General features: G+C 49.5%; 18 protein-coding genes. 11 read left to right on the top strand and 7 right to left on the bottom strand.

Features of this window, described 5'->3' with window-relative positions; all coding sequences use genetic code 11:
• Positions 1-338: 338 nt before the first annotated feature.
• The 4 genes from scpA to DXT99_RS25780 form a co-directional block, all read right to left on the bottom strand.
• The gene (gene scpA / locus DXT99_RS25795; RefSeq protein WP_115568484.1) at positions 339-2,483 is read right to left on the bottom strand and encodes a methylmalonyl-CoA mutase; all 2,145 of its coding nucleotides are present in this window, start codon (positions 2,481-2,483) and stop codon (positions 339-341) included.
• 88 nt (positions 2,484-2,571) lie between these two features.
• Complete coding sequence (locus DXT99_RS25790) at positions 2,572-2,979, bottom strand: YybH family protein (RefSeq protein WP_115568483.1); 408 nt, start codon at positions 2,977-2,979, stop codon at positions 2,572-2,574.
• Positions 2,951-4,813 carry a methylmalonyl-CoA mutase family protein gene (locus DXT99_RS25785; RefSeq protein WP_246001052.1) on the bottom strand — a complete coding sequence of 621 codons (1,863 nt, stop codon included), beginning with the start codon at positions 4,811-4,813 and terminating at the stop codon, positions 2,951-2,953. Before DXT99_RS25785 ends, DXT99_RS25790 begins: the two co-directional genes overlap by 29 nt.
• Positions 4,814-4,891: 78 nt before the next feature.
• Entirely contained in the window at positions 4,892-5,272 is a 381-nt protein-coding gene (locus DXT99_RS25780; RefSeq protein WP_115568482.1) for a YkvA family protein, read from the bottom strand.
• Between the two features lie 374 nt (positions 5,273-5,646).
• On the opposite strand from DXT99_RS25780, the gene DXT99_RS25775 reads away from it, so the two are divergent.
• Positions 5,647-6,999 carry an amidohydrolase gene (locus DXT99_RS25775; protein ID WP_115568481.1) on the top strand — a complete coding sequence of 451 codons (1,353 nt, stop codon included), beginning with the start codon at positions 5,647-5,649 and terminating at the stop codon, positions 6,997-6,999.
• Between the two features lie 238 nt (positions 7,000-7,237).
• Here DXT99_RS25775 and DXT99_RS25770 read toward each other — a convergent pair whose 3' ends face one another.
• Positions 7,238-8,635 (bottom strand): T9SS type A sorting domain-containing protein, encoded by a 1,398-nt coding sequence (locus DXT99_RS25770; RefSeq protein WP_115568480.1) that lies wholly within the window; start codon positions 8,633-8,635, stop codon positions 7,238-7,240.
• A 182-nt stretch (positions 8,636-8,817) separates the two neighbouring features.
• Between DXT99_RS25770 and DXT99_RS25765 the strand changes: the two genes are divergently transcribed.
• The 5 genes from DXT99_RS25765 to DXT99_RS25745 all read left to right on the top strand — a co-directional run bounded on the left by DXT99_RS25765 (position 8,818) and on the right by DXT99_RS25745 (position 12,929).
• The gene (locus tag DXT99_RS25765) at positions 8,818-9,573 is read left to right on the top strand and encodes a 5'-nucleotidase C-terminal domain-containing protein (RefSeq protein WP_115568479.1); all 756 of its coding nucleotides are present in this window, start codon (positions 8,818-8,820) and stop codon (positions 9,571-9,573) included.
• Positions 9,574-9,587: 14 nt separating this feature from the next.
• Positions 9,588-10,520 (top strand): bifunctional metallophosphatase/5'-nucleotidase, encoded by a 933-nt coding sequence (locus DXT99_RS25760; protein ID WP_115568485.1) that lies wholly within the window; start codon positions 9,588-9,590, stop codon positions 10,518-10,520.
• Positions 10,521-10,626: 106 nt separating this feature from the next.
• Positions 10,627-12,051, top strand: coding sequence for a chromosomal replication initiator protein DnaA (gene dnaA / locus DXT99_RS25755; protein WP_115568478.1), 1,425 nt, complete (start codon positions 10,627-10,629; stop codon positions 12,049-12,051).
• A 315-nt stretch (positions 12,052-12,366) separates the two neighbouring features.
• Entirely contained in the window at positions 12,367-12,627 is a 261-nt protein-coding gene (locus DXT99_RS25750; RefSeq protein WP_115568477.1) for a type II toxin-antitoxin system ParD family antitoxin, read from the top strand.
• A 2-nt stretch (positions 12,628-12,629) separates the two neighbouring features.
• Positions 12,630-12,929, top strand: coding sequence for a type II toxin-antitoxin system RelE/ParE family toxin (locus DXT99_RS25745; RefSeq protein WP_115568476.1), 300 nt, complete (start codon positions 12,630-12,632; stop codon positions 12,927-12,929).
• 74 nt (positions 12,930-13,003) lie between these two features.
• Here DXT99_RS25745 and DXT99_RS25740 read toward each other — a convergent pair whose 3' ends face one another.
• Positions 13,004-13,513, bottom strand: a complete 510-nt coding sequence (locus DXT99_RS25740) for a hypothetical protein (RefSeq protein ID WP_115568475.1) — start codon at positions 13,511-13,513, stop codon at positions 13,004-13,006.
• 60 nt (positions 13,514-13,573) lie between these two features.
• Positions 13,574-14,008: an OsmC family peroxiredoxin gene (locus DXT99_RS25735; RefSeq protein WP_115568474.1), complete on the bottom strand. Its 435-nt coding sequence runs from the start codon at positions 14,006-14,008 to the stop codon at positions 13,574-13,576.
• A gap of 303 nt (positions 14,009-14,311) precedes the next feature.
• Here DXT99_RS25735 and DXT99_RS25730 point away from each other — a divergent pair, with 303 nt between their 5' ends.
• From DXT99_RS25730 to DXT99_RS25710, 5 genes are all read left to right on the top strand, one after another.
• Complete coding sequence (locus DXT99_RS25730) at positions 14,312-15,811, top strand: GH3 auxin-responsive promoter family protein (protein WP_115568473.1); 1,500 nt, start codon at positions 14,312-14,314, stop codon at positions 15,809-15,811.
• A 208-nt stretch (positions 15,812-16,019) separates the two neighbouring features.
• Entirely contained in the window at positions 16,020-17,174 is a 1,155-nt protein-coding gene (locus DXT99_RS25725) for a 1-deoxy-D-xylulose-5-phosphate reductoisomerase (RefSeq protein ID WP_115568472.1), read from the top strand.
• Positions 17,175-17,247: 73 nt separating this feature from the next.
• Positions 17,248-18,561: an RIP metalloprotease RseP gene (gene rseP / locus DXT99_RS25720; protein WP_115568471.1), complete on the top strand. Its 1,314-nt coding sequence runs from the start codon at positions 17,248-17,250 to the stop codon at positions 18,559-18,561.
• 15 nt (positions 18,562-18,576) lie between these two features.
• A complete protein-coding gene (locus DXT99_RS25715) occupies positions 18,577-19,701 on the top strand; it encodes a LysM peptidoglycan-binding domain-containing protein (RefSeq protein ID WP_115568470.1) in 1,125 nt (374 codons plus the stop codon).
• A 6-nt stretch (positions 19,702-19,707) separates the two neighbouring features.
• Positions 19,708-20,214 (top strand): DUF6702 family protein, encoded by a 507-nt coding sequence (locus DXT99_RS25710; protein ID WP_115568469.1) that lies wholly within the window; start codon positions 19,708-19,710, stop codon positions 20,212-20,214.
• The last annotated feature ends 618 nt before the right edge of the window (positions 20,215-20,832 follow it).

Here is a 20,832-nt window from a genome sequence, read left to right as displayed (position 1 = left end):
ATAGAAAACACCGCCAAGGGCTACTCCTCACAGCAAATAGCCTCCCTGACTGGATATCCCTACATCAAAAAGGCTGTCGCGCAGGCTAAAATAGCTATGGAATAACCTTCATACTATTTGGTATAAGTAACAGATAAAATATAATATACTCTGGCGCCGGAATCTATCCGGTGCCGGGGGTGGGCGTGAGTCTCCTGACTCATTTTTACACCCGCACAAGTGAGTCTGGAGACTCACGCCCACTGTACGTCACCGGTTGGATACCGGCGCCAGAGAGAAAGAAAAAGCTGCAGCTGAAATAAATCAACTGCAGCTCCTGGCGCTAACTCTTCACTTAATCACCCCTCCACCTGCTTCATCAACTTCTCCAGGATATTCTGCGCGGCCACCGAGATAATCGTGCCGGGGCCAAATACACCTGCTGCGCCAGCCTTAAACAGGAAGTCATAATCCTGGGCGGGAATCACGCCGCCTACTATCACCATAATATCTTCGCGGTCCAGTTTGCGGAGCTCTTCAATCAGCTGCGGTACCAGCGTTTTGTGGCCTGCTGCCAGTGAGGATACGCCCACCACGTGCACGTCGTTTTCGGCGGCTTGCATGGCTACTTCGGCGGGGGTCTGGAACAGGGGGCCTATGTCCACGTCGAAGCCGAGGTCGGCGAAGGAGGTGGCGATGACCTTGGAGCCGCGGTCGTGGCCGTCCTGGCCCATTTTGGCGACCATGATGCGGGGGCGGCGGCCCTCCAATTCTTCGAACTTGTCGGCTAAGGCTTTGGCCTGTCCGAAGTTTTCGTCGTCGGATAGTTCTGCGGAATACACGCCTGATATGGCTCTGATGGTTGCTTTATGTCTGCCGTATACTTTCTCAAGGGCATCTGAAATCTCGCCCAGGGTGGCGCGGCTGCGGGCAGCATTCACAGCCAGCTCCAGCAGGTTGCCCGTACCGGACTGAGCGGCATCTGTCAGGGCCTGTAGGGCATTCAGCGCGCTTCCCTCATCCCTGGAAGCTTTGACACTTGCCAGGCGGCGCAGCTGCGATTCCCGTACCACCGTGTTGTCGATGTCCAGAATCTCAATTTCTTGTACCTGGTCCGGCCTGTACTTATTCACTCCTACAATCACATCCTTACCTGCATCGATGCGCGCTTGTTTGCGGGCAGCGGCCTCTTCAATTCGCATCTTTGGCAGACCTGTTTCTATGGCTTTGGCCATACCGCCTAATTCCTCTACCTCCTGAATCAGTGCCCAGGCTTTGTGCGCCAACTCGTGTGTCAGGGCCTCCACATAGTAAGAGCCACCCCAGGGGTCCACAACTTTATTGATGTTGGTTTCCTGCTGCAGGTAAATCTGCGTGTTACGGGCAATACGGGCCGAGAAGTCTGTTGGTAGAGCTATAGCCTCATCAAGGGCATTGGTGTGCAGGCTTTGTGTGCCACCTAAAACTGCGGCCAGCGCTTCCACACAGGTGCGGGTCACGTTGTTGAACGGGTCCTGTTCTGTCAGGCTCCAGCCGGAGGTCTGGCAGTGGGTGCGCAGCGCCAGCGATTTCGGGTTTTTCGGGTTAAACTGCTTGATGATTTTAGCCCACAGCATACGGGCGGCGCGCATTTTGGCAATCTCCATAAAATGGTTCATGCCGATGGCCCAGAAGAAGGACAAGCGCGGCGCAAAATCATCTATGTCCATGCCTGCCTGCAGACCAGTGCGCACATACTCTAAGCCATCCGCCAGGGTATAAGCCAGCTCAATGTCTGCGGTAGCACCGGCTTCCTGCATGTGGTAGCCGGAGATGGAGATGGAGTTGAAGCGCGGCATGTTCTTAGAAGAGAACTCAAAGATGTCCGCAATGATTTTCATGCTCGGCTCCGGCGGATAAATATAGGTATTGCGCACCATGAACTCCTTCAGGATATCGTTCTGAATGGTGCCACTTAACTGCTCCGGCTTCACGCCCTGCTCTTCGGCAGCCACGATGTAAAAAGCCATAATCGGCAGCACGGCCCCGTTCATGGTCATCGACACCGACATCTTATCCAGCGGAATCTGGTCGAAGAGGATTTTCATATCCTCCACTGAGTCGATGGCTACACCGGCTTTGCCCACATCACCCTCTACCCGTGGGTGGTCGGAGTCGTAGCCGCGATGTGTGGCCAGGTCGAATGCCACCGACAGGCCTTTCTGGCCACCCGCCAGGTTGCGGCGGTAAAAGGCATTGGATTCCTCAGCGGTAGAGAAACCAGCGTACTGGCGGATAGTCCAGGGCCTTTGCACATACATCGTGCTGTAGGGGCCACGCAGGTAAGGCGGCAAACCAGCGGCAAAGCCTGTGTGCTCAAAAGCCTGTGCATCTTCTGCCGTATAAAAGCTTTTTACCTCTATCTGCTCAGGCGTTTTCCAGGGCTTAGCCCCTGCCGGAGCCTTCGGGCCTTTATCTGCAGCCGCTACTTTATTTATATCTATTTTCGAAAAGTCAGGCTTCATGTTCAATTTTGAATGATTGAATTTTGAATGACTGAATAGAAAACTTTTTTAAATTCAATTATTCACTTATTCAAAATACAGTTATTAGTTAACTCGCGTGTTCGGTTGTGGCTACCCACTTGCTCTCTACTTTTTTCCAGAGCTGCGAGGAGACGCCGCCCATTAGTATGGCATCGTCTTTTTCAATTTTCCACCGGAAAACGTAGAACACCGCTTCAGGTGATAATTGCTCAATGTGAAGCGGCTCATAGGTATAGGTACCCATTTGGCTGGGCTCAGCAAAGTCCGTCCGGAACATATCCAGCACTTCCTGGTAGCCTCTCTCTACGCCGGCTTTGCTTATCCACAGCATTTCCGGAGAGTTCCAGTAAAAAGTCATGGCCTTTTCCAGGTCACCACTGTTCCAGGCTTGCACCTGGCCGTCGAGCGCCTGCTGCACTGCCTGCACATCCTCGCTATGGGGAAGGTTAAGCATTGTCATCGCCTTCTGCGCCATGTAGTTTTTTGTGAATCAGCTCCATGATGGTAGACATATCGCAGCCTTCAAACATGAAATCATCATACCCATTGGCGACCATTTCTGCCTTCATTTGCTGCGGGTCATCAGCCAGAATAATGGTTGGTTTCGCATGATGATTTCGTAGCCTCGGCCCGAACTCATTCACATAAGCATTCTCGGATGCGGAAACCACCACAACCTCGGCGGCGGCATGCGTGAGTCTGTCAGAGGCGACCTCTACCGAGTCAAACTGCTCAACGGTAGTATCAAACCCGGCACAGCTGAAGAACTCCTGCGCAAAGGTGGCGTTTACGTGGCGCTGCAACGCCTGCCCAATAACAGCCACAACCGCCTTGGGGCGTCGCTTGCGTTTGCGCAGGTGCAACTCTGTGGCCATCCGCATCACCTCCGTGGGGTAAGCGGCACGTGTGGTGTCAAAGTCAGCACTCTGGATAAGGGCTTCCGGGTCGAAATCAATTTTCTCCTTTGGATTGGGGTATTTATTTGTGCCCACCAGCACATCGCTGCCAGTGGCAATGTTTCGGAATTTCCTGCGGCTTACTTCTGTGATGCTGCCCAGTATAAACCCGCTCTCGTAGGCAGCCTCAAAGCCTCCCTGCACTTCTACATCCTTAAACAGTTCCCAGGCACTGCTGGCTAATCCCTTTGTCAGCGACTCAAGGTAATAAGAGCCTGCGGCAGGATCGAGGGCCTTATCCAGATAAGCTTCCTCTTTTAGTATGATGGACACATTGCGGGCGATGCGCTCTGAGAACTCGCCTGGTTTATCAAATGTGCTGTCGAATGGCTCCACCGTCAGGGAATCACAACCGGCCATTACCGCCGACATAGCCTCTGTGGTCACGCGCAGCATGTTCACGTAAGGGTCGAGGGTGGTCTGAAACCAGCTTGAGGTGCTGCTGTGTATGCGCAGCTTCCCTGCAAACGCAGGTTCTGCCTGGTAGGCCTCTACCACGGCGGCCCACAGCAGGCGGATAACGCGCAGCTTCACAACCTCAAAGAAATAGTTGGTGCCTGCGGCCATACTAAACTGCATGTTGCGCAGCACGGAAGAAAGCTGCTCCCCGGCTTTAGTCAGGCGGTCTACATAGGCTACTGCGGCGCTAATGGTATAGGCTATTTCCTGTGTAACAGAAGCCCCGATGCTGCTAAAGTTGGTGCCGGCTACGGTGATGCCGTAAAAATCGCTGCTGTCTTTGGTCAGGTCAAGTACCTGTGTGATACTTTGGTTTTCGTCATGCGTCAGAGCGCCTTTGCCCGTCATCGGGTCGTAGTTTACGAAGCCGTGCAGGTTGCGGTGTGACACTCTCTTTTTCTTTAAAGCAGCATACAAGCCACTAAGGAAGCTCTCAGGCTGCTCCTGCAGAGTATAGCTGACGGTGTGCTTGCTGAGGTCAATGTGGTCGATGAGGTAGCCCAGGTTAACTAACTCATGCTGCTGTATCAAAAAATGAATGCCGTCGGCCCCTCTGCGCAATGCATCCGCGGCTTTGTCAACAGCGGAGCGGCCATCACCCTCTACCTTTATCTTTTGTATGTTCAGCCAACTGTTATCGCCTGTTTTGTTGCCACGAAGAAAAGGGAAGTTCCCCGGCTTTTGCTGCAAAAAAGGCAGTCCGGCAATATCTTCTGCTGCATAGTAGGGCTTTATATCGATTCCTTCGTAGGTGTGCCAGGTCAGGCTTTCGAGGGGCGTGTCGCGCAGGTCTTTCCGGGTTTTCTGTTCCCAATCCGCTGCCGTTACAGGTTTAAACTCCGGGAAAAGGCCCTGCGCATGCTGCTGCTCGTCGGTCATGTTGCTTTCGTTCATGTGTGTTGTAAAGATATACTTTTTACTTTACGAAGTAAATGTGCTGCTGTGGCCCCATAAGGGCAGATAAAACAGAAATTAATCGATTCGGTTCATATAGGCCTGGTACATCCAATAGCCAATCAGCAGCCACGCAATCACAATTACGGCTGCCATAACATAGTTGGGTTTCCGCTCGTGCATCTGCTCTTTTGCCAGCTTCCGGTAATGGTCCAGCAGGCGTTGAGGTATTAGTTTAACAGACAGCCAGATACCTAGCGGCAGAATCAGCAGGTCATCGAGGTAGCCCAGCAGCGGAATGAAGTCAGGGATCAGGTCAATAGGGCTGAAGGCATAGGCCACCGTGATGACCATCACGACCTTTGCCGCAAAAGGTATGCGCGGGTCTTTGGAAGCCAGGTATAGGGTGAATATGTCCTCTTTTAGTTTACGGACGAGTTCTTTCCATTTTCGAAGCATGTTTTGTTGTACGGGAAAGGGAGGGATTTTATGAGTTAGAGAGTTAGAAAGTTTGGGAGTTAAAAAGTGATCTGGCGCCGGTATCCAACCGGTGATGTATAGTGGGTGTGAGTCTCCAGACTCACTTGTAATGGTGTAAAAGTGAGTCTGGAGACTCACACCCACCCCCGGCACCGGATAGATTCCGGCGCCAGGTATAGATTTTACTCACTATTTGACTGGTTGGTACCTCCTGTCTTAGATCCCGCCTCCAATGAATTCTGCTGCGCCATTGAACCAGCCGGAGCTAGAGGTGGTTTGCATAGCGGCTGACGAAGAAGTGTCGCAACAATTGGAAAAATCATTATCTTCAAACCTTCACTTAAACAGGAAACATGATCAGGAAAGATAATTGGAGTAAGCGCACCCTGCTGGCGGCAGTGGGGCTGGGGCTGATGGCTGCACCCGCCATGGCACAGGACAGCAAGTTAGTAGCGAAAGCGAACAGCATGGCCGATAAAGTGGAGCCGAAGGTAATTGAGTGGCGCCGTGATTTCCACGCGCACCCGGAACTAGGGAACCACGAAACGGAGACGGCTGCTAAAATTGCAGCGCAGCTGAAGAAATTTGGTATTGAGGTAGAAACCGGTGTGGCGCATACAGGCGTGGTCGGCATTTTGAAAGGCGGCAAACCCGGACCGGTGGTAGCGCTGCGGGCTGATATTGATGGATTGCCTGTGACGGAGCGAACCGATGTCCCTTTTGCCTCCAAAGCCAAAGGACTTTATAACGGACAGGAAGTAGGAGTGATGCATGCTTGTGGCCATGATACGCATATTGCCATGTTGTTAGGTGCCGCCGAAGTGCTTTCCGGCATGCGGCAAGACCTGAAAGGCACCGTGAAATTCATTTTTCAGCCAGCCGAAGAAGGTGTGCCGGAAGGCGAGGAGGGCGGTGCAAAGCTGATGGTAAAAGAAGGCGTGCTGGAGAAGGGACCAAAGCCGGAAGTGATTTTTGGCCTGCACATCAATTCCCAGACCGAAGTCGGCAAAATCAAGTACAGGCCGGGCGGTACCATGGCCAGTGCCGATGTGTTCAAAATCAAAGTAAAAGGAAAGCAGGTGCACGGGGCTTACCCGTGGGGTGGTGTCGATCCCATTGTTACGTCAGCACAAATCATCAACGGCCTGCAAACTATTATTAGCCGCCAGACAGAACTGCCGGAAGAGGCTGCTGTGGTTACGGTGGGTATGATACACGGGGGCGTGCGTAATAATATTATTCCGGAGGAGGTGCTGATGGAAGGCACTATTCGGGCGCTCGACACAGAGATGCAACAGAAGATACACGAGAAGATCCGGCTCACGGCTACCAAGATTGCTGAAAGTGCCGGTGCCACTGCCGAAGTGACCATTATTCCGCAGACGCCGGTTACATACAACGATCCGGCCCTGACAGATAGAATGTTGCCTACTTTGCAGTCGGTGGCGGGGCGTGAGAACGTGATTTTAAGCAAGGCTGTAACGGGCGCAGAAGATTTCTCTTTTTACCAGGAGAAAATCCCGGGGCTGTTTGTGTTTGTGGGCGGTATGACCAAGGGTAAAAAGCCTGAAGAGGTAGCGCCTCATCATACTCCTGACTTTTTCATAGATGAAAGCGGTATGAAACTGGGCGTGAAGACGCTGACAGCTCTAACGCTGAATTACATGGAAGGTAAAGGGAAAAGCAAGAATAGTGTAGGCCGGTAATTAAGCAAATCTAGTTTCAAGTTAGAGTCCCAGCGGGACGACCTGTAGATAGATAATAACCCGATTAAGCTTTAGCTCCAGAGGAGCGGCCTGTTGCTTTTATTCACAGGCCGCTCCTCTGGAGCTAATTGCTTTTACATTATCAAACTACCAACAGGTCGTCCCGCTGGGACTTTTGCACACTTTACCTTAAGTTAGAATAAAAGAGAAAGGCAGCCCGACAAGCTGCCTTTCTCTTTTATTGAACAACCAGCCTGCCTGTGCCTATAGGTTTATGGCGGCTGGTGATGGTATAGAAGTATAAGCCGCCAGAAAGAGCAGCGGGCTTTGTTAAATGGTTAAGCCCGGGTTTTAGCGAAAGTACGCCTACCGCCTTTCCTGTAGCATCAATTAGTTGCACGCGCATGGCAGGCATGTCCGGAGCTTCTATCACGAACCTGTTAGAAATGGGGTTGGGGTAAAGTAGAAAGCCAGCTTTGGCAAGGTCTCCCTCCGTTGAAGTGGGCTGCTGCTCCCCTACTATAAGGTAAGCGTAGATCCAGTCGAAATAGTAAGAGGGATAATACGTTCCCTGCTCAGGATCAATATCGGCTTGCCCGCGCATCCCAGTAATATAGGGCTCCTGGCGCACAAGGTCAGCAGTAGGAGTGAGAGTAAGCGTAACTGCTTTACCGCCTGCAGAGTCGCGCACTATAATACTGGGTGAGGCCAGATCCAGTGTATCAAGGTCACTGAACTGCCTGGCATAAAGTGGGAAGGCAGCGCCTGGTGCGTTTCTCAGGAAATACTCCAGTTTAAGTGGCTGGTCGGGGCGGGCAAGTATAGAACCGTCGTAATTTACAACAAGCCTGTCCTGGTTCAGTAGTAGGAGTGTGGGCTGCTGTGCACGATCTACTACATGTACATAAAAATCAACTACGGTGTACCCGATAGGTTGCCCATTGCGATGTTCTGTAACTTTGACAGCGATGGCATACTCGCCTTTTAGTGCTGGCGCCCTCCAGCGTAGTTCTCCGAACTTATCTATTGTGAGCCCTTCCGGAAATGCATACCCCGGTATGTTCATGCCACCTCCTTCTGCGGTACCCTCTTTTGGCGTGACTAAAGTGTAAGTTAGCTTATCTCCATCGGCATCATAAGAGATAAAATTATGTTTTGTTTCTTCTCCGGTGTAGGCCACAAAAAGCGGTGTGCTGGCAAGCTTAACTCCATTATTGTTTACCAAAAGCGGGTTTACTTTTACACTAGTGTAGATATAATAGGACTTCTGGTCTGATGGTGCCGGAACGTTTATTTGGCCCATGTTCCTGTTAGCGCCTATCCAGGCTACAATGTAGTCACCGGCACTGGTATAAGTATAGCTCCAGGAATATCTATTAACATTATTTTGCTTGCTGTATGCTTTTATCTCCGTGCGGGGTACTTCTACTGTATTGCCATCTCCCATACTAACATTAACTATTGGATCTGCTGCGGAAGAAGCAACATCCGTATAGACGGTTTGGGTAAAGTGGTACATGCGTGGGTTCTGCGGGTCTACAGAATAACTGATGTAGCCACCAGCTATGTGGGTGGCATTTGCAAGCAGCGGCAGCAGGAGCAGTGCCAAGGCGCTAATTATTGGTTTTGCTTTCATAGGAGAGAGGTATTGGTTGTTCTACACAAGATACGAAGTTTGAACGCTAATCAGTAGTAAAATATAAGAATATTTATACTCGTATTTAAGATAGTCGGTTGTAAAGTTTTATAGCCGAACCTACTCCGTTTGGTAAGTGTTGCAGAGGCTGATAACTTTGAGTACAATTTCAGAATGAACACATGACCCGTTATTTTTCAAAGACCGCAGCCGCTTTGCTGCTGGCCCTCAGCCTGGCCTCTTGCCAGCGCACCTGGGTAGCTTCGCCCAGCCTGGCGGAGACCGATGTGCCGGTAGATAAAACCATTACCGCCGACCCGCAGTATGAGGCCCGGATTGCGCCCTACCGGGAGCAGGTAACAGCCAAAATGGAGGAGATTATAGGCACGGCCCCGGTGGAGTTAGGCAAAGCCGATTACCAGTCGCCTTTAGGCAATTTCGTGGTAGACCTGATGCTGGAGCAGTCCAGGAGCCTGTATGACGGGAAGATAGACATGGCGACCACCACCAACGGCGGCTTGCGCGTGCCCATTCCGTTAGGTGCGGTAAAAGTGGGTACCATTTTCGAACTGATGCCTTTCGAGAATGAACTTGTTGTGCTGACGCTGGACGGAAATACTGTAAAAGAATTTTTTGACATAGCCGCCGAGGCACGTTATGCTCCCATCGCGAATGCCACCTTCACGGTGCAGAATGGCAAGGCAACGGATATAAAAATTGGAGGCGAACCGCTGGACCTCAGCCAAAACTATACAATTGTTACTTCCGATTATCTGGCGGGTGGCGGTGATAACCTGAGTGTGTTTAAAAAAGCGTTGAAATCAGAGAAAGTAGGTATCATGATGCGGGATGCCATTACGCAGCATATCCGGCAGCTCACAGCAAAGGGCCAGCCTATCGGGGCCGATACAACTAACCGTGTAACCATCCTCCCATAAGTAAACAAACAATGATTAACAGAAGAGACTTCCTGAAGAATACAGCACTGGGGGCGGCTGGTGTCACGCTACTTGGGCTTCCGTTCTCGGCAGAGGCGGCACAAAACATCAACCTCACCATTCTGCATACCAACGACCAGCATTCGCGCATCGACCCTTTTCCGGACGATGGCCGGAAATACGGCGGCATGGGCGGCATGGCACGACGTGCTACTCTGATTGAGCAGATCCGGAAAGAAGAGCCGAATGTGCTGCTCCTGGACTCCGGTGACATCTGGCAGGGCACGCCTTACTTCAACTTCTTCGGTGGTGAGCTGGAGTTTAAGCTGATGAGCGAGATGAAGTATGATGCCGCCACGCTGGGCAATCACGACTTCGATAACGGCCTGAAGGGGCTGGAGCGCCAATTACCAAACGCTACGTTCCCGTTTATTATCGCCAACTACGATTTTTCCGGTACAATTTTAAAAGACCGCTTTCAGCCGTTCAAAATTTTTGAGAAGCAGGGCGTGCGGGTTGGGGTGTTCGGGCTTGGAATTGAGCTGGAAGGGCTTGTAGGCAAGAATAACTTTGGTGAAACGGTCTACCAGGACCCGGTGGCTGTGGCGCGGGAGATGGTGCAGGAACTGCGCGGGAAACAAAAGTGTAACCTGATAGTTTGTCTTTCACACTTAGGGTATAGTTACAAAGAGGAAAAAATTGACGACCTTAAGCTCGCAAAGCAGGTAGAGGGCATCGACCTTATTTTAGGGGCGCATACCCATACTTTTCTTGAACAGCCTGAGGTTGTGCAACATGAGAGTGGCCATGAGACGCTGGTAAATCAGGTGGGTTGGTCAGGCTTGTTCCTGGGCCGGATCGATTTCGCTTTCAACCGCAGGTCGAAGAAGAAAACAGATGTGAGAACGGCTGCTCTGCCAGTTAACACACCTGTAACAACTTCGTAAAAAAATAATTTTTTGTTTAAGGATATTTAATCAAATTTGTAACCCCCCTGCCTCTAAGGAGAGGTTTGTTTCACTCAAACGGAACTTATGCGTTTTGGAAAATTGGATGATCAAAGACTGTTCGACTGTATGGAGTAACTGCCTGCAGGTGATAAAGGAAAACATTGGCGAACAAAGCTTTAAAACTTGGTTTGAGCCGATTAAGCCTATATCGCTGCGGGAGAGTGTACTGACGATACAAGTGCCTAGCCAATTCTTTTATGAGTGGCTGGAGGAGCATTATGTGCAGCTCTTAAAAAAGGTCATCTACCAGGAACTGGGCAGCGAAGGCCGCCTGGAGTATTCCATTATCATAGACCGTGGCAATGAAGCAAATAAGCCACAAACTGTTAATATCCCTACAAAGAAAATACCGCAGGCTGTTGTTAACTCTTACAGGCCGGAGCAAAACTTTATAAAAAGCCCTTTCGAGTCTAAGACCATAGACCGGAATTTTCTTAACTCACAGCTGAATTCGGCTTATAACTTCGAGAATTATATAGAGGGAGACTGCAACCGACTGGCCCGTTCAGCTGGTTTTGCGGTGGCTAACAAGCCGGGTACAACTTCTTTTAACCCGCTGATGGTTTATGGCGGTGTGGGGCTTGGCAAAACGCACCTCGTGCAGGCCATCGGGAACCACATCAAGAACAGCAATCCGGATAAGTTTGTGCTCTATGTGTCGTCTGAGAAGTTTGTGAACCAGTTCATTGAGTCGGTAAAAACAAACAACGTACAGGACTTCGCCAACTTTTACCTGTTAGTGGATATCCTGATCATTGACGATGTGCAGTTCCTGAGTGGCAAAGACAAAACGCAGGAGATGTTTTTCCACATTTTCAACCACCTGCACCAGTCCGGCAAGCAGATCGTCATGACCTCGGACTGCCCCCCACGCGACCTGAAAGGCCTGGAAGAGCGCCTGTTATCCCGCTTTAAGTGGGGCCTGACAGCCGACCTGCAGAGCCCGGACTTTGAGACGCGTATGGCCATCATCCAGAAGAAAATGCAGAGCGATGGTATTGATATTCCGGATAACGTGGTAGAGTACCTGGCGTATAGCGTAGATACAAACGTGCGTGAATTGGAAGGGGTACTGATTTCGCTCATTGCGCAATCGTCCCTGAACCGCAAAGAAATTGACCTGGAGCTTGCCAAGCAGGCCCTGAAACATATTATTGAGGATGTAGAGACGGAGGTAAACCTCGACTTCATCCAAAAAACAGTAGCAGAGTACTTCCAGGTAAGCCTGGACTCGCTGAAAGCCAAAACGCGAAAGAAAGAGATCGTGACGGCGCGTCAGGTGGCCATGTACTTTGCAAAAGAGTTTACGAGCCACTCCCTTAAATCTATTGGCTACCACTTCGGTGGCCGTGACCACAGTACGGTAATTCACTCTGTGCAAACGGTTTCGGACCTGATTGACACAGACAAGAAGTTTAAAGTGAGCATTCAGGAGCTTCAGAAGAAGTTCAAGTCGAAAGCAGGCTAATCAGAAACAAACATCATACATATGTAAAAAAGGGGCGGGGCTGCACATCTGTGTGCAGCCCCGCCCCTTTTTTATACCTTAACTTTTTAATAGAATATGCATTCCTAGATTTATCAGCAATAACATAACAGTACATCAGGCTGTTTTAGCTATGGCACTTCTAAATTTATTATAGATAAAGTAAGAAGTGCCTTCTAAAGCTCATCAGAAACAAGTTTTCCGGAGCGGCGTTAACCTAATATGTCGTATTTGGACTGTCAAAGATTGACATATATGCTTTGCTTTTATTACCTTCAAGCTTAACCATTCAGAGTCATGAACATCCATCTGACAAAACACTTCGAGGAATATATTGCTGGTAAAATAAGTTCTGGCACCTTTAACAATGCCAGTGAAGTAGTAAGGGCAGGGCTGCGAGCATTGGAGCAGCAGGAAAAGCTGATGGAGAATCGCTTGGAGGAGCTGAGGGCGGAAATAGAAAAGGGATACATTGGCGAGCCAAAACCATTTGACACTACTGCCATCAAAGAGAAGGGGCGGGCACTTAGGGCACAACGCCCTAACAAGTCTACATAGAGATGGTTCTGTACCAGCTAAGTCCTGCAGCAGAAGAAGATCTCATCGCTATCTGGCTTTACCTGGCTGAAAATGCCAGTGAACAAGTAGCGGACAATATCATTGATGAGTTAAGTGATGCCTGCCAGCATTTGGCACAGAACCCCTTGACCGGCCGGAACAGGAATGAGCTAAGAAAAGACCTGCGAAGCTTTCCGGTAAGTTCTTATCTTATTTTCTACGATATTATTGCCTTGAATCATATTGTGGTGCGACGTGTACTGCATCAGAGGCGTGATGTAAATACTATTCTGGAAGGATAACACAAGAACAAAAAAAAGGCGGGGCTATACATCTGTATAGCCCCGCTCTTTTTTACGTAGCACTTTTGTGCAGGTCAGGTGGTGTAGTTAGCCGTTTCCGTTAACGAAAAATTATGCTCTACGCCTAAATCCCGGATCTTAGTCTTTATTTTCTCAAGGTCCTTCTTCTTACGCACCTGTTTCAGGTCTAAATAAACTTTAGAGTCGTCCTTGAGCGTAATACGAAGCGCCAGGGGCGAAATATGCACCGCCTTTACTTCTGGGATTGGTATAATGTGCTTTGTCCGGAAAACTCCGAACTTCTGAACAATATACTGATCTGTTACCTCAATGTAAGACTGCACACCAAACACAGACGTGTTTTGCAGCACCACATACCCCAGAAATACGATTGCCAGCCCAAAGAAGGCATAGTAAAAGTAGTTCTGATCGTTTGTAGGGTTTTGAGATAAGAGCAACACAGACGCCCAGGCGAGCCAGAAAAGCGCAAGTACGATTTGTACTGTAAAAGAAAGCTTCGCGCTGCGTGTAGGGCTAAGCTGCACAATAAGGGAAGACCGAGCACTACTGCCAGATGCTGCCATATTCAGGGTTTAAGTTAAAACATAAGCGGCTTCAGTATCGCCTACCCGCAATATAATAATTTATTCCTTAAGTGTTGCCTGTACCGTTATCTCCGGAACAGATGCCAGCGCTTTCGACACAGGGCAACCATCCTTCGCTTTCTGCACCAGTTCCTGGAACTTGTCATTGTCCAGGCCATCTACTCTCGCCTCGGTTGTCAATTCTATCTTCTCAATCAACGGGCCGCCGTCTTTTTCACCCAGGTATACATTTGCCTTTGTTTCAACATACTCCGGCGACAGGTTCTCATTTCCCATCAGGGCGCTAAGGAACATAGAGAAGCAACCAGCATGTGCGGCTCCAATCAACTCCTCCGGTGAGGTGCCGCTGTTGCTGTCGCCAAAGCGTGATGCATAGGTATATTTCGCCTGTACGGCGCCATTCCCTGTTTTTACTTCACCGTTGCCATCTTTCAGGCCTTTGTTCCATCTGGCTTCTGCTTTGTGCTTTTTCATTGTCTTGTAGGTTTATAGTTTTAGTAGTTCAAGTACTAATACTATAAACTTAATCCGGTGCAGGAGGTTTTAAACTTTCTAAAAGAAACATTGCTCAGGGTAGATAAAAAGACAGAAATATAACATTGCTGCTGCCAAAACCACGGTTTTGCCTCCGTTAGCTAATCGTTTATTCTATGTATAGAGACCCTGTGGCATGTGTAGTTATACCCGTGTAGTTTTACTTAAAAATTCTATCTTCCTGCCTGGTTATGCAAATGCCGCTTTAACTATTTATCTTTACCTCACATCAAAAGGAGTTGTATGGGTGTAAAAGCATTGTTGAGCAAGCCATTGGCTGCTTATGTGCACAGAAAGCATCAAAGCTGGATAGATAGCCCGGTGGAGGCACAGCAGACAATTTTTAAAAATATCCTGAACAAAGCGCAGCACACCCGCTTTGGCCGCGATCATGGTTTTTCCGGCATAAGATCGCATGCCGATTTTGTAAAGGCGGTGCCTGTGCGTGATTATGAAGGGCTAAAAGGCTATTTTACACAGGTAAAACAAGGGGAGAAGGATGTGCTGTGGCCGGGGAAACCTTTGTACCTCGCTAAAACCTCGGGCACTACCTCGGGCACCAAATATATTCCCATTACCCGCGATTCTATCTCAAACCACATAGACGGCGCCCGCGACGCATTACTGGCTTATGTATATGAAACAGGACGCTCTCAGTTCCTGGATGGCAAGCTCATATTCCTGTCCGGGAGCCCTGTATTAGAGGAAGTGGGCGGTATTCACACTGGCCGTTTGTCAGGCATAGCCAACCACCACGTGCCGGGCTACCTGCGTACGAATCAGCTGCCAAGCTACGAAACCAATTGCATTGAAGACTGGGAAACTAAGCTGGACCAGATTATTGAAGAGACCATTGACCAGAACATGACGCTCATCTCGGGTATTCCGCCGTGGGTGCAGATGTACTTCGATAAGCTGATTCGCCAGACGGGGAAACCTATCAAAGATATCTTTCCGAACTTCCAGCTTTTCGTGTACGGAGGGGTTAATTTTGAGCCTTACCGCAAAAAGCTGTTCGAGTCAGTTGGCAAGCAGGTCGATTCCATTGAGCTGTTTCCAGCTTCAGAGGGCTTCTTTGCTTACCAGGATAAGCAGAACGACAGTGGCCTGCTGCTGTTGCTGAACTCCGGTATATTTTATGAGTTTATCCCGACGGAGGAGTTCTTTAACGAAAATCCGACACGCCTCACCATTGGGGAGGTAGAGGTTGGCGTAAACTATGCGCTCGTAATCAGCAGCAACGCTGGCCTTTGGGGTTATTCTATCGGAGACACGGTGAAGTTTACCTCTGTTAAGCCCTACAAGCTGATTGTGAGTGGGCGCATCAAGCATTTTATCTCTGCTTTTGGCGAGCACGTAATAGGCGAGGAGGTGGAGAAGGCGATGAAGCTGACGATGGCAAAGTTCACGAATGTAGAACTGATTGAGTTTACAGTCGCTCCCTACGTAAGCCAAAGCCACGGAGCTTCGTACCACGAGTGGCTGGTAGAATTTGCCCGCGCACCACATAACCTGGACGCTTTTGCGAAAGAGCTGGACGAGCAATTGCAGAAGCTGAACTCATACTATTATGATTTGATCAAAGGCAATATTCTCAAGCACCTTAAAATTACACCACTCCCGGCAGGCACCTTCCGCGAATACATGAAGTCGCAGGGCAAGTTGGGCGGGCAGAACAAAGTGCCACGGCTCAGCAACGACCGCAAGTTGGCGGATGGCTTGCTTGAGGTGAGTAGAAAGTAAAGCGGTGGATTTAGACTGTTTTGCTGGAAAGGAACCCACCCCTGCCCCTCCGAGGAGGGGAGTTCCTGCAAAAGTAAAATTCCCCTCCTTGGAGCAGCAGGGGTGGGTTTTCAGCATTATAAAAAAGCATAGCGGCTGTTCACCCTGAAGGGAATAATTAAACCGGCACAAATCAGAAGTCCATTGGCTTGTGCCCTAAGTAGATAAAATGAAGAGAATAGCCATATTAGGCTCCACCGGTTCCATTGGTACACAGGCGCTGGATGTAATAAAAGCCAACCCTGAGAACTTTGAGCTGGAGGTAATTACCGCCCATAGCAATGCCAATCTGCTGATTCAGCAGGCACTGGAATTTAAGCCAAATGCTGTTGTTATTGCCCGTGAAGACCTGTACGAGCAGGTGCGGGACGCGCTGCAGCAGGAAGATGTGAAAGTGTATGCCGGAACCAATGCCCTCTGCTCGGTGGTGGAAATGGGCACCGTGGACATGGTGCTCACGGCCATGGTAGGCTATGCGGGTTTGCAGCCCACCATACGTGCTATAAAAGCTGGCAAGCAAATTGCCTTAGCAAACAAAGAGACGCTGGTAGTGGCAGGGCAGCTGGTAACAGGCCTGGCGAAGGAATATGGAGTGAATATTTACCCTGTAGACTCAGAGCACAGTGCTATTTTCCAGTGCCTGGCAGGAGAATTCCATAACCCGATTGAGAAAATTATACTGACAGCCTCGGGTGGGCCGTTTAGAGGACGCACCACGGAAGAACTGGCACAGGTAACAAAGGCGCAGGCGCTGAAGCACCCAAACTGGGAAATGGGTGCCAAAATCACTATCGATTCTGCCTCTTTGATGAACAAAGGGCTGGAAGTGATTGAGGCTAAGTGGCTGTTCGGGCTGCGCAACGAGCAGATAGAGGTGGTGGTACATCCGCAGTCTATCATTCACTCGCTGGTGCAGTTCGAGGATGGCTCCATCAAAGCGCAGCTTGGTCTGCCTGATATGAAGCTGCCGATACAGTATGCCTTGGGTTATCCGCAGCGCCTGAAGTCGGATTTTCCGCGGTTCAGCTTTATGGATTACCCGCAGCTGACCTTCGAGCAGCCGGACCTGAAGACGTTCCAGAATCTGCAGCTGGCCTTTAATGCGATGGAGAAAGGTGGCAATATGCCCTGCATCCTCAACGCAGCCAATGAGGTGGCAGTCAGTGCCTTTCTGCGTGATGAGGTAGGGTTCCTGCAAATGTCAGATGTCATCGAAAGCTGTCTGGCAAAAGTTGCGTATATTGCGAATCCTTCTTACGAAGACTATGTTAGTACAGATAAGGAGGCAAGAAGACGTGCTGCCGAACTCATATCAAAATATTAAAAACAAGTAAACTATAGGCCTGTTGCTGTAAAGGCATAGGCCGGACCAAAAAGTGTTAATTTTTTCTTTTTAGATGGATGTAATTGTAATGGTGGGCCAGCTCATACTGGGCCTGACGATACTGGTAGGGCTACATGAGTTAGGACACATGCTGACTGCCAAATGGTTTGGAATGCGGGTAGAAAAATATGCTATCGGCTTTCCTCCAAAAGTATTTAGCAAAAAGTTTGGCGAAACAGAATACATGCTGGGTATGATTCCGCTGGGTGGTTTCGTGAAAATCTCCGGTATGGTGGATGAGTCCATGGACACAGACGCGCTGAAAGAGGAGCCAAAGCCGTGGGAGTTCCGTGCTAAACCCGCATGGCAGCGCCTGATCGTGATGATGGGCGGTATCATAGTGAATGTTATCACGGCCATCGTGATATACATTGCCCTTACCTATAACTATGGCGAGAGTTACCTGCCTGCTTCTGAGGTAAGATATGGCGTGGTGGCAAACGAGATTGGGCAGGATATGGGTTTTGAGACAGGCGATAGAGTGGTGGCCGTAAATGGCGAAGAGCTTGAGAAGTTCAATGATGTATACTCTCAGGATGCCCTGCTTGGTTCTAATTCCTACTATACGGTAGAGCGCAATGGCCAACTGGTAGATATACAAGTGCCGGTAGACCTGATGGACCGCCTGGCAGATAGAGAAGACCGCATGTTTTTTGTGCAGCCGCGTTTACCTTTCAGAGTAGGGGATGTGGTTGCCGGTAGTGCTGCCGATAAAGCAGGATTGCAGGAAGGCGATATCATCACCAAAGTGAACGGAGAAGATGTTCAGTTCTTCCACGAGTTTCAGCAGGCCATGCAGGAGCATAAAGGCGAAGCAGTGACCATGACGGTGAAACGCAACGATAAACTTATCAAACTAAAAACGGAGGTTAGCGAAGACGGTACCATTGGTTTTCATTCAGAGCCGTTGCTACAGTATGCAACCCGCGATTATTCATTAGGGGAATCGATTCCAATGGGTGCCGAGCAGGCTTTTGGTGTACTCACCGCGCAGGTTGCAGGATTCGGCAAGATTTTCCGTGGAGAGGTTTCAGCTTCTAAATCCCTTAGTGGCCCGATAGGAATTACACAACTTTTCCCGGATACATTTAACTGGTATAAGTTCTGGTCTATCGTGGCTATGCTTTCCATGGTACTGGCTTTTATGAACTTCCTGCCGATACCTGCACTGGACGGTGGCCACGTTGTATTTTTAACATATGAGATGATCAGCGGGCGCAAACCTTCTGATAACTTTTTAGAGAACGCCCAAAAAGTGGGTATGGTTTTATTGTTAGGCTTAATGGCATTTGCTATCTTTAACGATGTGTTCAAGTTGATCTTCTAACCAAGAGTTCCACTCATGAAAAGCATCTTTGCTTCCAGCCTTACAAGCTTAATATTTCTTTTAGTAATTGGATTAAATCACGCCGAAGCGGCACCAGCCGCAAAACTGCTCACCATAAACCAGCACGCTGTTGCCCCTGGCGATAGCGTGTACCTGGTGCAGCAAGGCGATACGTATTACAGCCTTTCGCGCCGTTTTAACATTCCCTTAGACTCACTGCAGAAATGGAATGATAACAAGCTACAGATAGGCCAGACGCTGTACCTGGCACGACAGGCAAAACCTGCCGCTAATAGCGCTGTTGCCGCTGCTAAACCTGCCGCTACGGCACCGTCGCAGCAAAAAGCTGTTACAGCCAGCGCTGGTAAAGCTACGGCAACCCGTACTGTGGAGAGTACTTCTGCCGCAGCGGCCCCTGCGCCAAAGCCAGCGGAAAATAAAACCAAAAGCCGTGTGCTGGTTATCCCATTCGACCCTTACCTGTACTTCTCTGATGCTGATTACGAGATTGCCCGACAATCTCATATCCCGCGCCAGAACGTGCGCCATGTGTTCCGTGGCAGGCTGAACGCCATGTTGGCACCACAGGGCTATGAAACCATCCACCTTTTAGGAGGCGTGTACCGCGATAGTGTAAGCGAGCTAAGCCGCATCTATAAATCGCTGAACTATAGCTATCAGGACAACAAGCAATCGAGGTACAACCACCAGCCAGTGGTGAAAGAGGAGGAGAAAGGTGCAGTAGCCTGGGTGCTGCGCCAGAAAGACAAGATGGGGCTGAAAGGCGAACCGGAAGAGGTATCTGTTGCGCAGGACCCGACCAAGCATTTTGGGGTGAAGGTGAAAGACCCGAACTTCTTCAGCTACTTCAATGGCCAGTATGGCATCGATTACTATGTTTTCATCAATCAGTTTGAGGTAAAAACGGTCTATGAAAACTGTTTAGATAGGGCGGCACAGAACTATGAGCGCGATTTTTTGGTTCACTATTCGATCTATGACAGTAATGGCGAACTGGTGTCGGGCAACAAAGTGAAGGTGCCTTACCAATCCAACATCAACGACGTGCAGCGCATTGTAAGCGACAGTATGCCTACGATGGCAAAGCGCGTGTTGGCCGACCTGCCCGCCGGCAAATAAGAATCTATGAAGTATAAAGTATTTTCCGTGCTCCTGCTGCTGCTGGCCTTTCTGGCAACGCAGCCAGCAAGTGCACACGATTATCATGCGAGTATTACGGACGTAAAGTATAACCCGCGCACACAAAGTCTGGAGGTAGCTGTAAAGGTATTTATGGATGACCTGGAGAATGCTCTCTCGCGCCAGACAAATACAAAAGTAACCTATAGCAGCAATTCGGAGGAGGTGAAAAAGTACATCTCAGACTACCTGCAAAAAACGCTTTCTTTTGAACTGGAGAAAGGCAAGCCGCTAAAGTCCAAACTGCTGGGCTCAGAAGAAGATGTGGATGTGGTGTGGATGTATGTGGAGGTACCGGTGCAAAAAGCCACGCTGGCGCAGCTCTACGTGAAAAACGCCATCCTGACGGACCTGTTCACAGACCAGATGAACATCGTAAATATAGACTATAAAGGTGAAACAGAAAGCGTGCTGATGCAGCGGGGTGATGTTACAAAGAAACTGACGTTCTAAACTGTTAGTACATAAATGAGAGGAGGCTATGCATATTGTTGCATAGCCTCTTTTCTTTTGTGGTTAAAACCTGGCATTCCGCTTATCATAGACACCATGGCTCCATCATCAGTTGAGTATATCCCTGAAGTGTATTCTGCCCAAGCTGTCGTTGTAACTGTTCATCCAGCGGCATCTAACCTACTGTTTCATTTTTATTGCTCTGTGCTCTCAAGGCCGAGAGGCCTCGTCTTCGGGCATCGCGCTGTGCATTTGAAGCTGCCCTCGCTCCGCTGCGGGCTGCCTCACTGCGTTCGGCACCGCATCAAATACAAGGCGCTCAACCCAAAGACTGGAAACAGACTCACTTCGTGCTGACGGGTGAATACGTTTGATGAAGGTAGTAAGTACATTGAAATTGCACACAACTCCATTTTGTCAGCTCGAAGGAAAAGTGATTCCAGTTTTTCTGAGAGGCGCCGGGGGTAGGGGCCCTCTATTTGTAGATTTCCGGTGCCACGATAGTGGCAGCCGAAATCTATGAGTAAAACAAGCGTCATGCGCTAAAAATTGTTCAATCTCACCTCATATGGTGTCCCTCGTTTTACTACGGCTACAATCTGGTGCAACAGCTTGTTT

The sequence above is a fragment of the Pontibacter diazotrophicus genome, assembly GCF_003367245.1.
Classification (GTDB): Bacteria; Bacteroidota; Bacteroidia; order Cytophagales; family Hymenobacteraceae; genus Pontibacter; species Pontibacter diazotrophicus.
This window is presented reverse-complemented; position numbering and strand designations above follow the sequence as displayed.

Coding starts and splice junctions, on each gene's coding strand:
- scpA (WP_115568484.1), bottom strand. CDS start 2,483: ATGAAGCCTGACTTTTCGAAAATAGATATAAATAAAGTAGCGGCTGCA.
- DXT99_RS25790 (WP_115568483.1), bottom strand. CDS start 2,979: ATGGCGCAGAAGGCGATGACAATGCTTAACCTTCCCCATAGCGAGGAT.
- DXT99_RS25785 (WP_246001052.1), bottom strand. CDS start 4,813: ATGAACGAAAGCAACATGACCGACGAGCAGCAGCATGCGCAGGGCCTT.
- DXT99_RS25780 (WP_115568482.1), bottom strand. CDS start 5,272: ATGCTTCGAAAATGGAAAGAACTCGTCCGTAAACTAAAAGAGGACATA.
- DXT99_RS25775 (WP_115568481.1), top strand. CDS start 5,647: ATGATCAGGAAAGATAATTGGAGTAAGCGCACCCTGCTGGCGGCAGTG.
- DXT99_RS25770 (WP_115568480.1), bottom strand. CDS start 8,635: ATGAAAGCAAAACCAATAATTAGCGCCTTGGCACTGCTCCTGCTGCCG.
- DXT99_RS25765 (WP_115568479.1), top strand. CDS start 8,818: ATGACCCGTTATTTTTCAAAGACCGCAGCCGCTTTGCTGCTGGCCCTC.
- dnaA (WP_115568478.1), top strand. CDS start 10,627: ATGATCAAAGACTGTTCGACTGTATGGAGTAACTGCCTGCAGGTGATA.
- DXT99_RS25750 (WP_115568477.1), top strand. CDS start 12,367: ATGAACATCCATCTGACAAAACACTTCGAGGAATATATTGCTGGTAAA.
- DXT99_RS25745 (WP_115568476.1), top strand. CDS start 12,630: ATGGTTCTGTACCAGCTAAGTCCTGCAGCAGAAGAAGATCTCATCGCT.
- DXT99_RS25740 (WP_115568475.1), bottom strand. CDS start 13,513: ATGGCAGCATCTGGCAGTAGTGCTCGGTCTTCCCTTATTGTGCAGCTT.
- DXT99_RS25735 (WP_115568474.1), bottom strand. CDS start 14,008: ATGAAAAAGCACAAAGCAGAAGCCAGATGGAACAAAGGCCTGAAAGAT.
- DXT99_RS25730 (WP_115568473.1), top strand. CDS start 14,312: ATGGGTGTAAAAGCATTGTTGAGCAAGCCATTGGCTGCTTATGTGCAC.
- DXT99_RS25725 (WP_115568472.1), top strand. CDS start 16,020: ATGAAGAGAATAGCCATATTAGGCTCCACCGGTTCCATTGGTACACAG.
- rseP (WP_115568471.1), top strand. CDS start 17,248: ATGGATGTAATTGTAATGGTGGGCCAGCTCATACTGGGCCTGACGATA.
- DXT99_RS25715 (WP_115568470.1), top strand. CDS start 18,577: ATGAAAAGCATCTTTGCTTCCAGCCTTACAAGCTTAATATTTCTTTTA.
- DXT99_RS25710 (WP_115568469.1), top strand. CDS start 19,708: ATGAAGTATAAAGTATTTTCCGTGCTCCTGCTGCTGCTGGCCTTTCTG.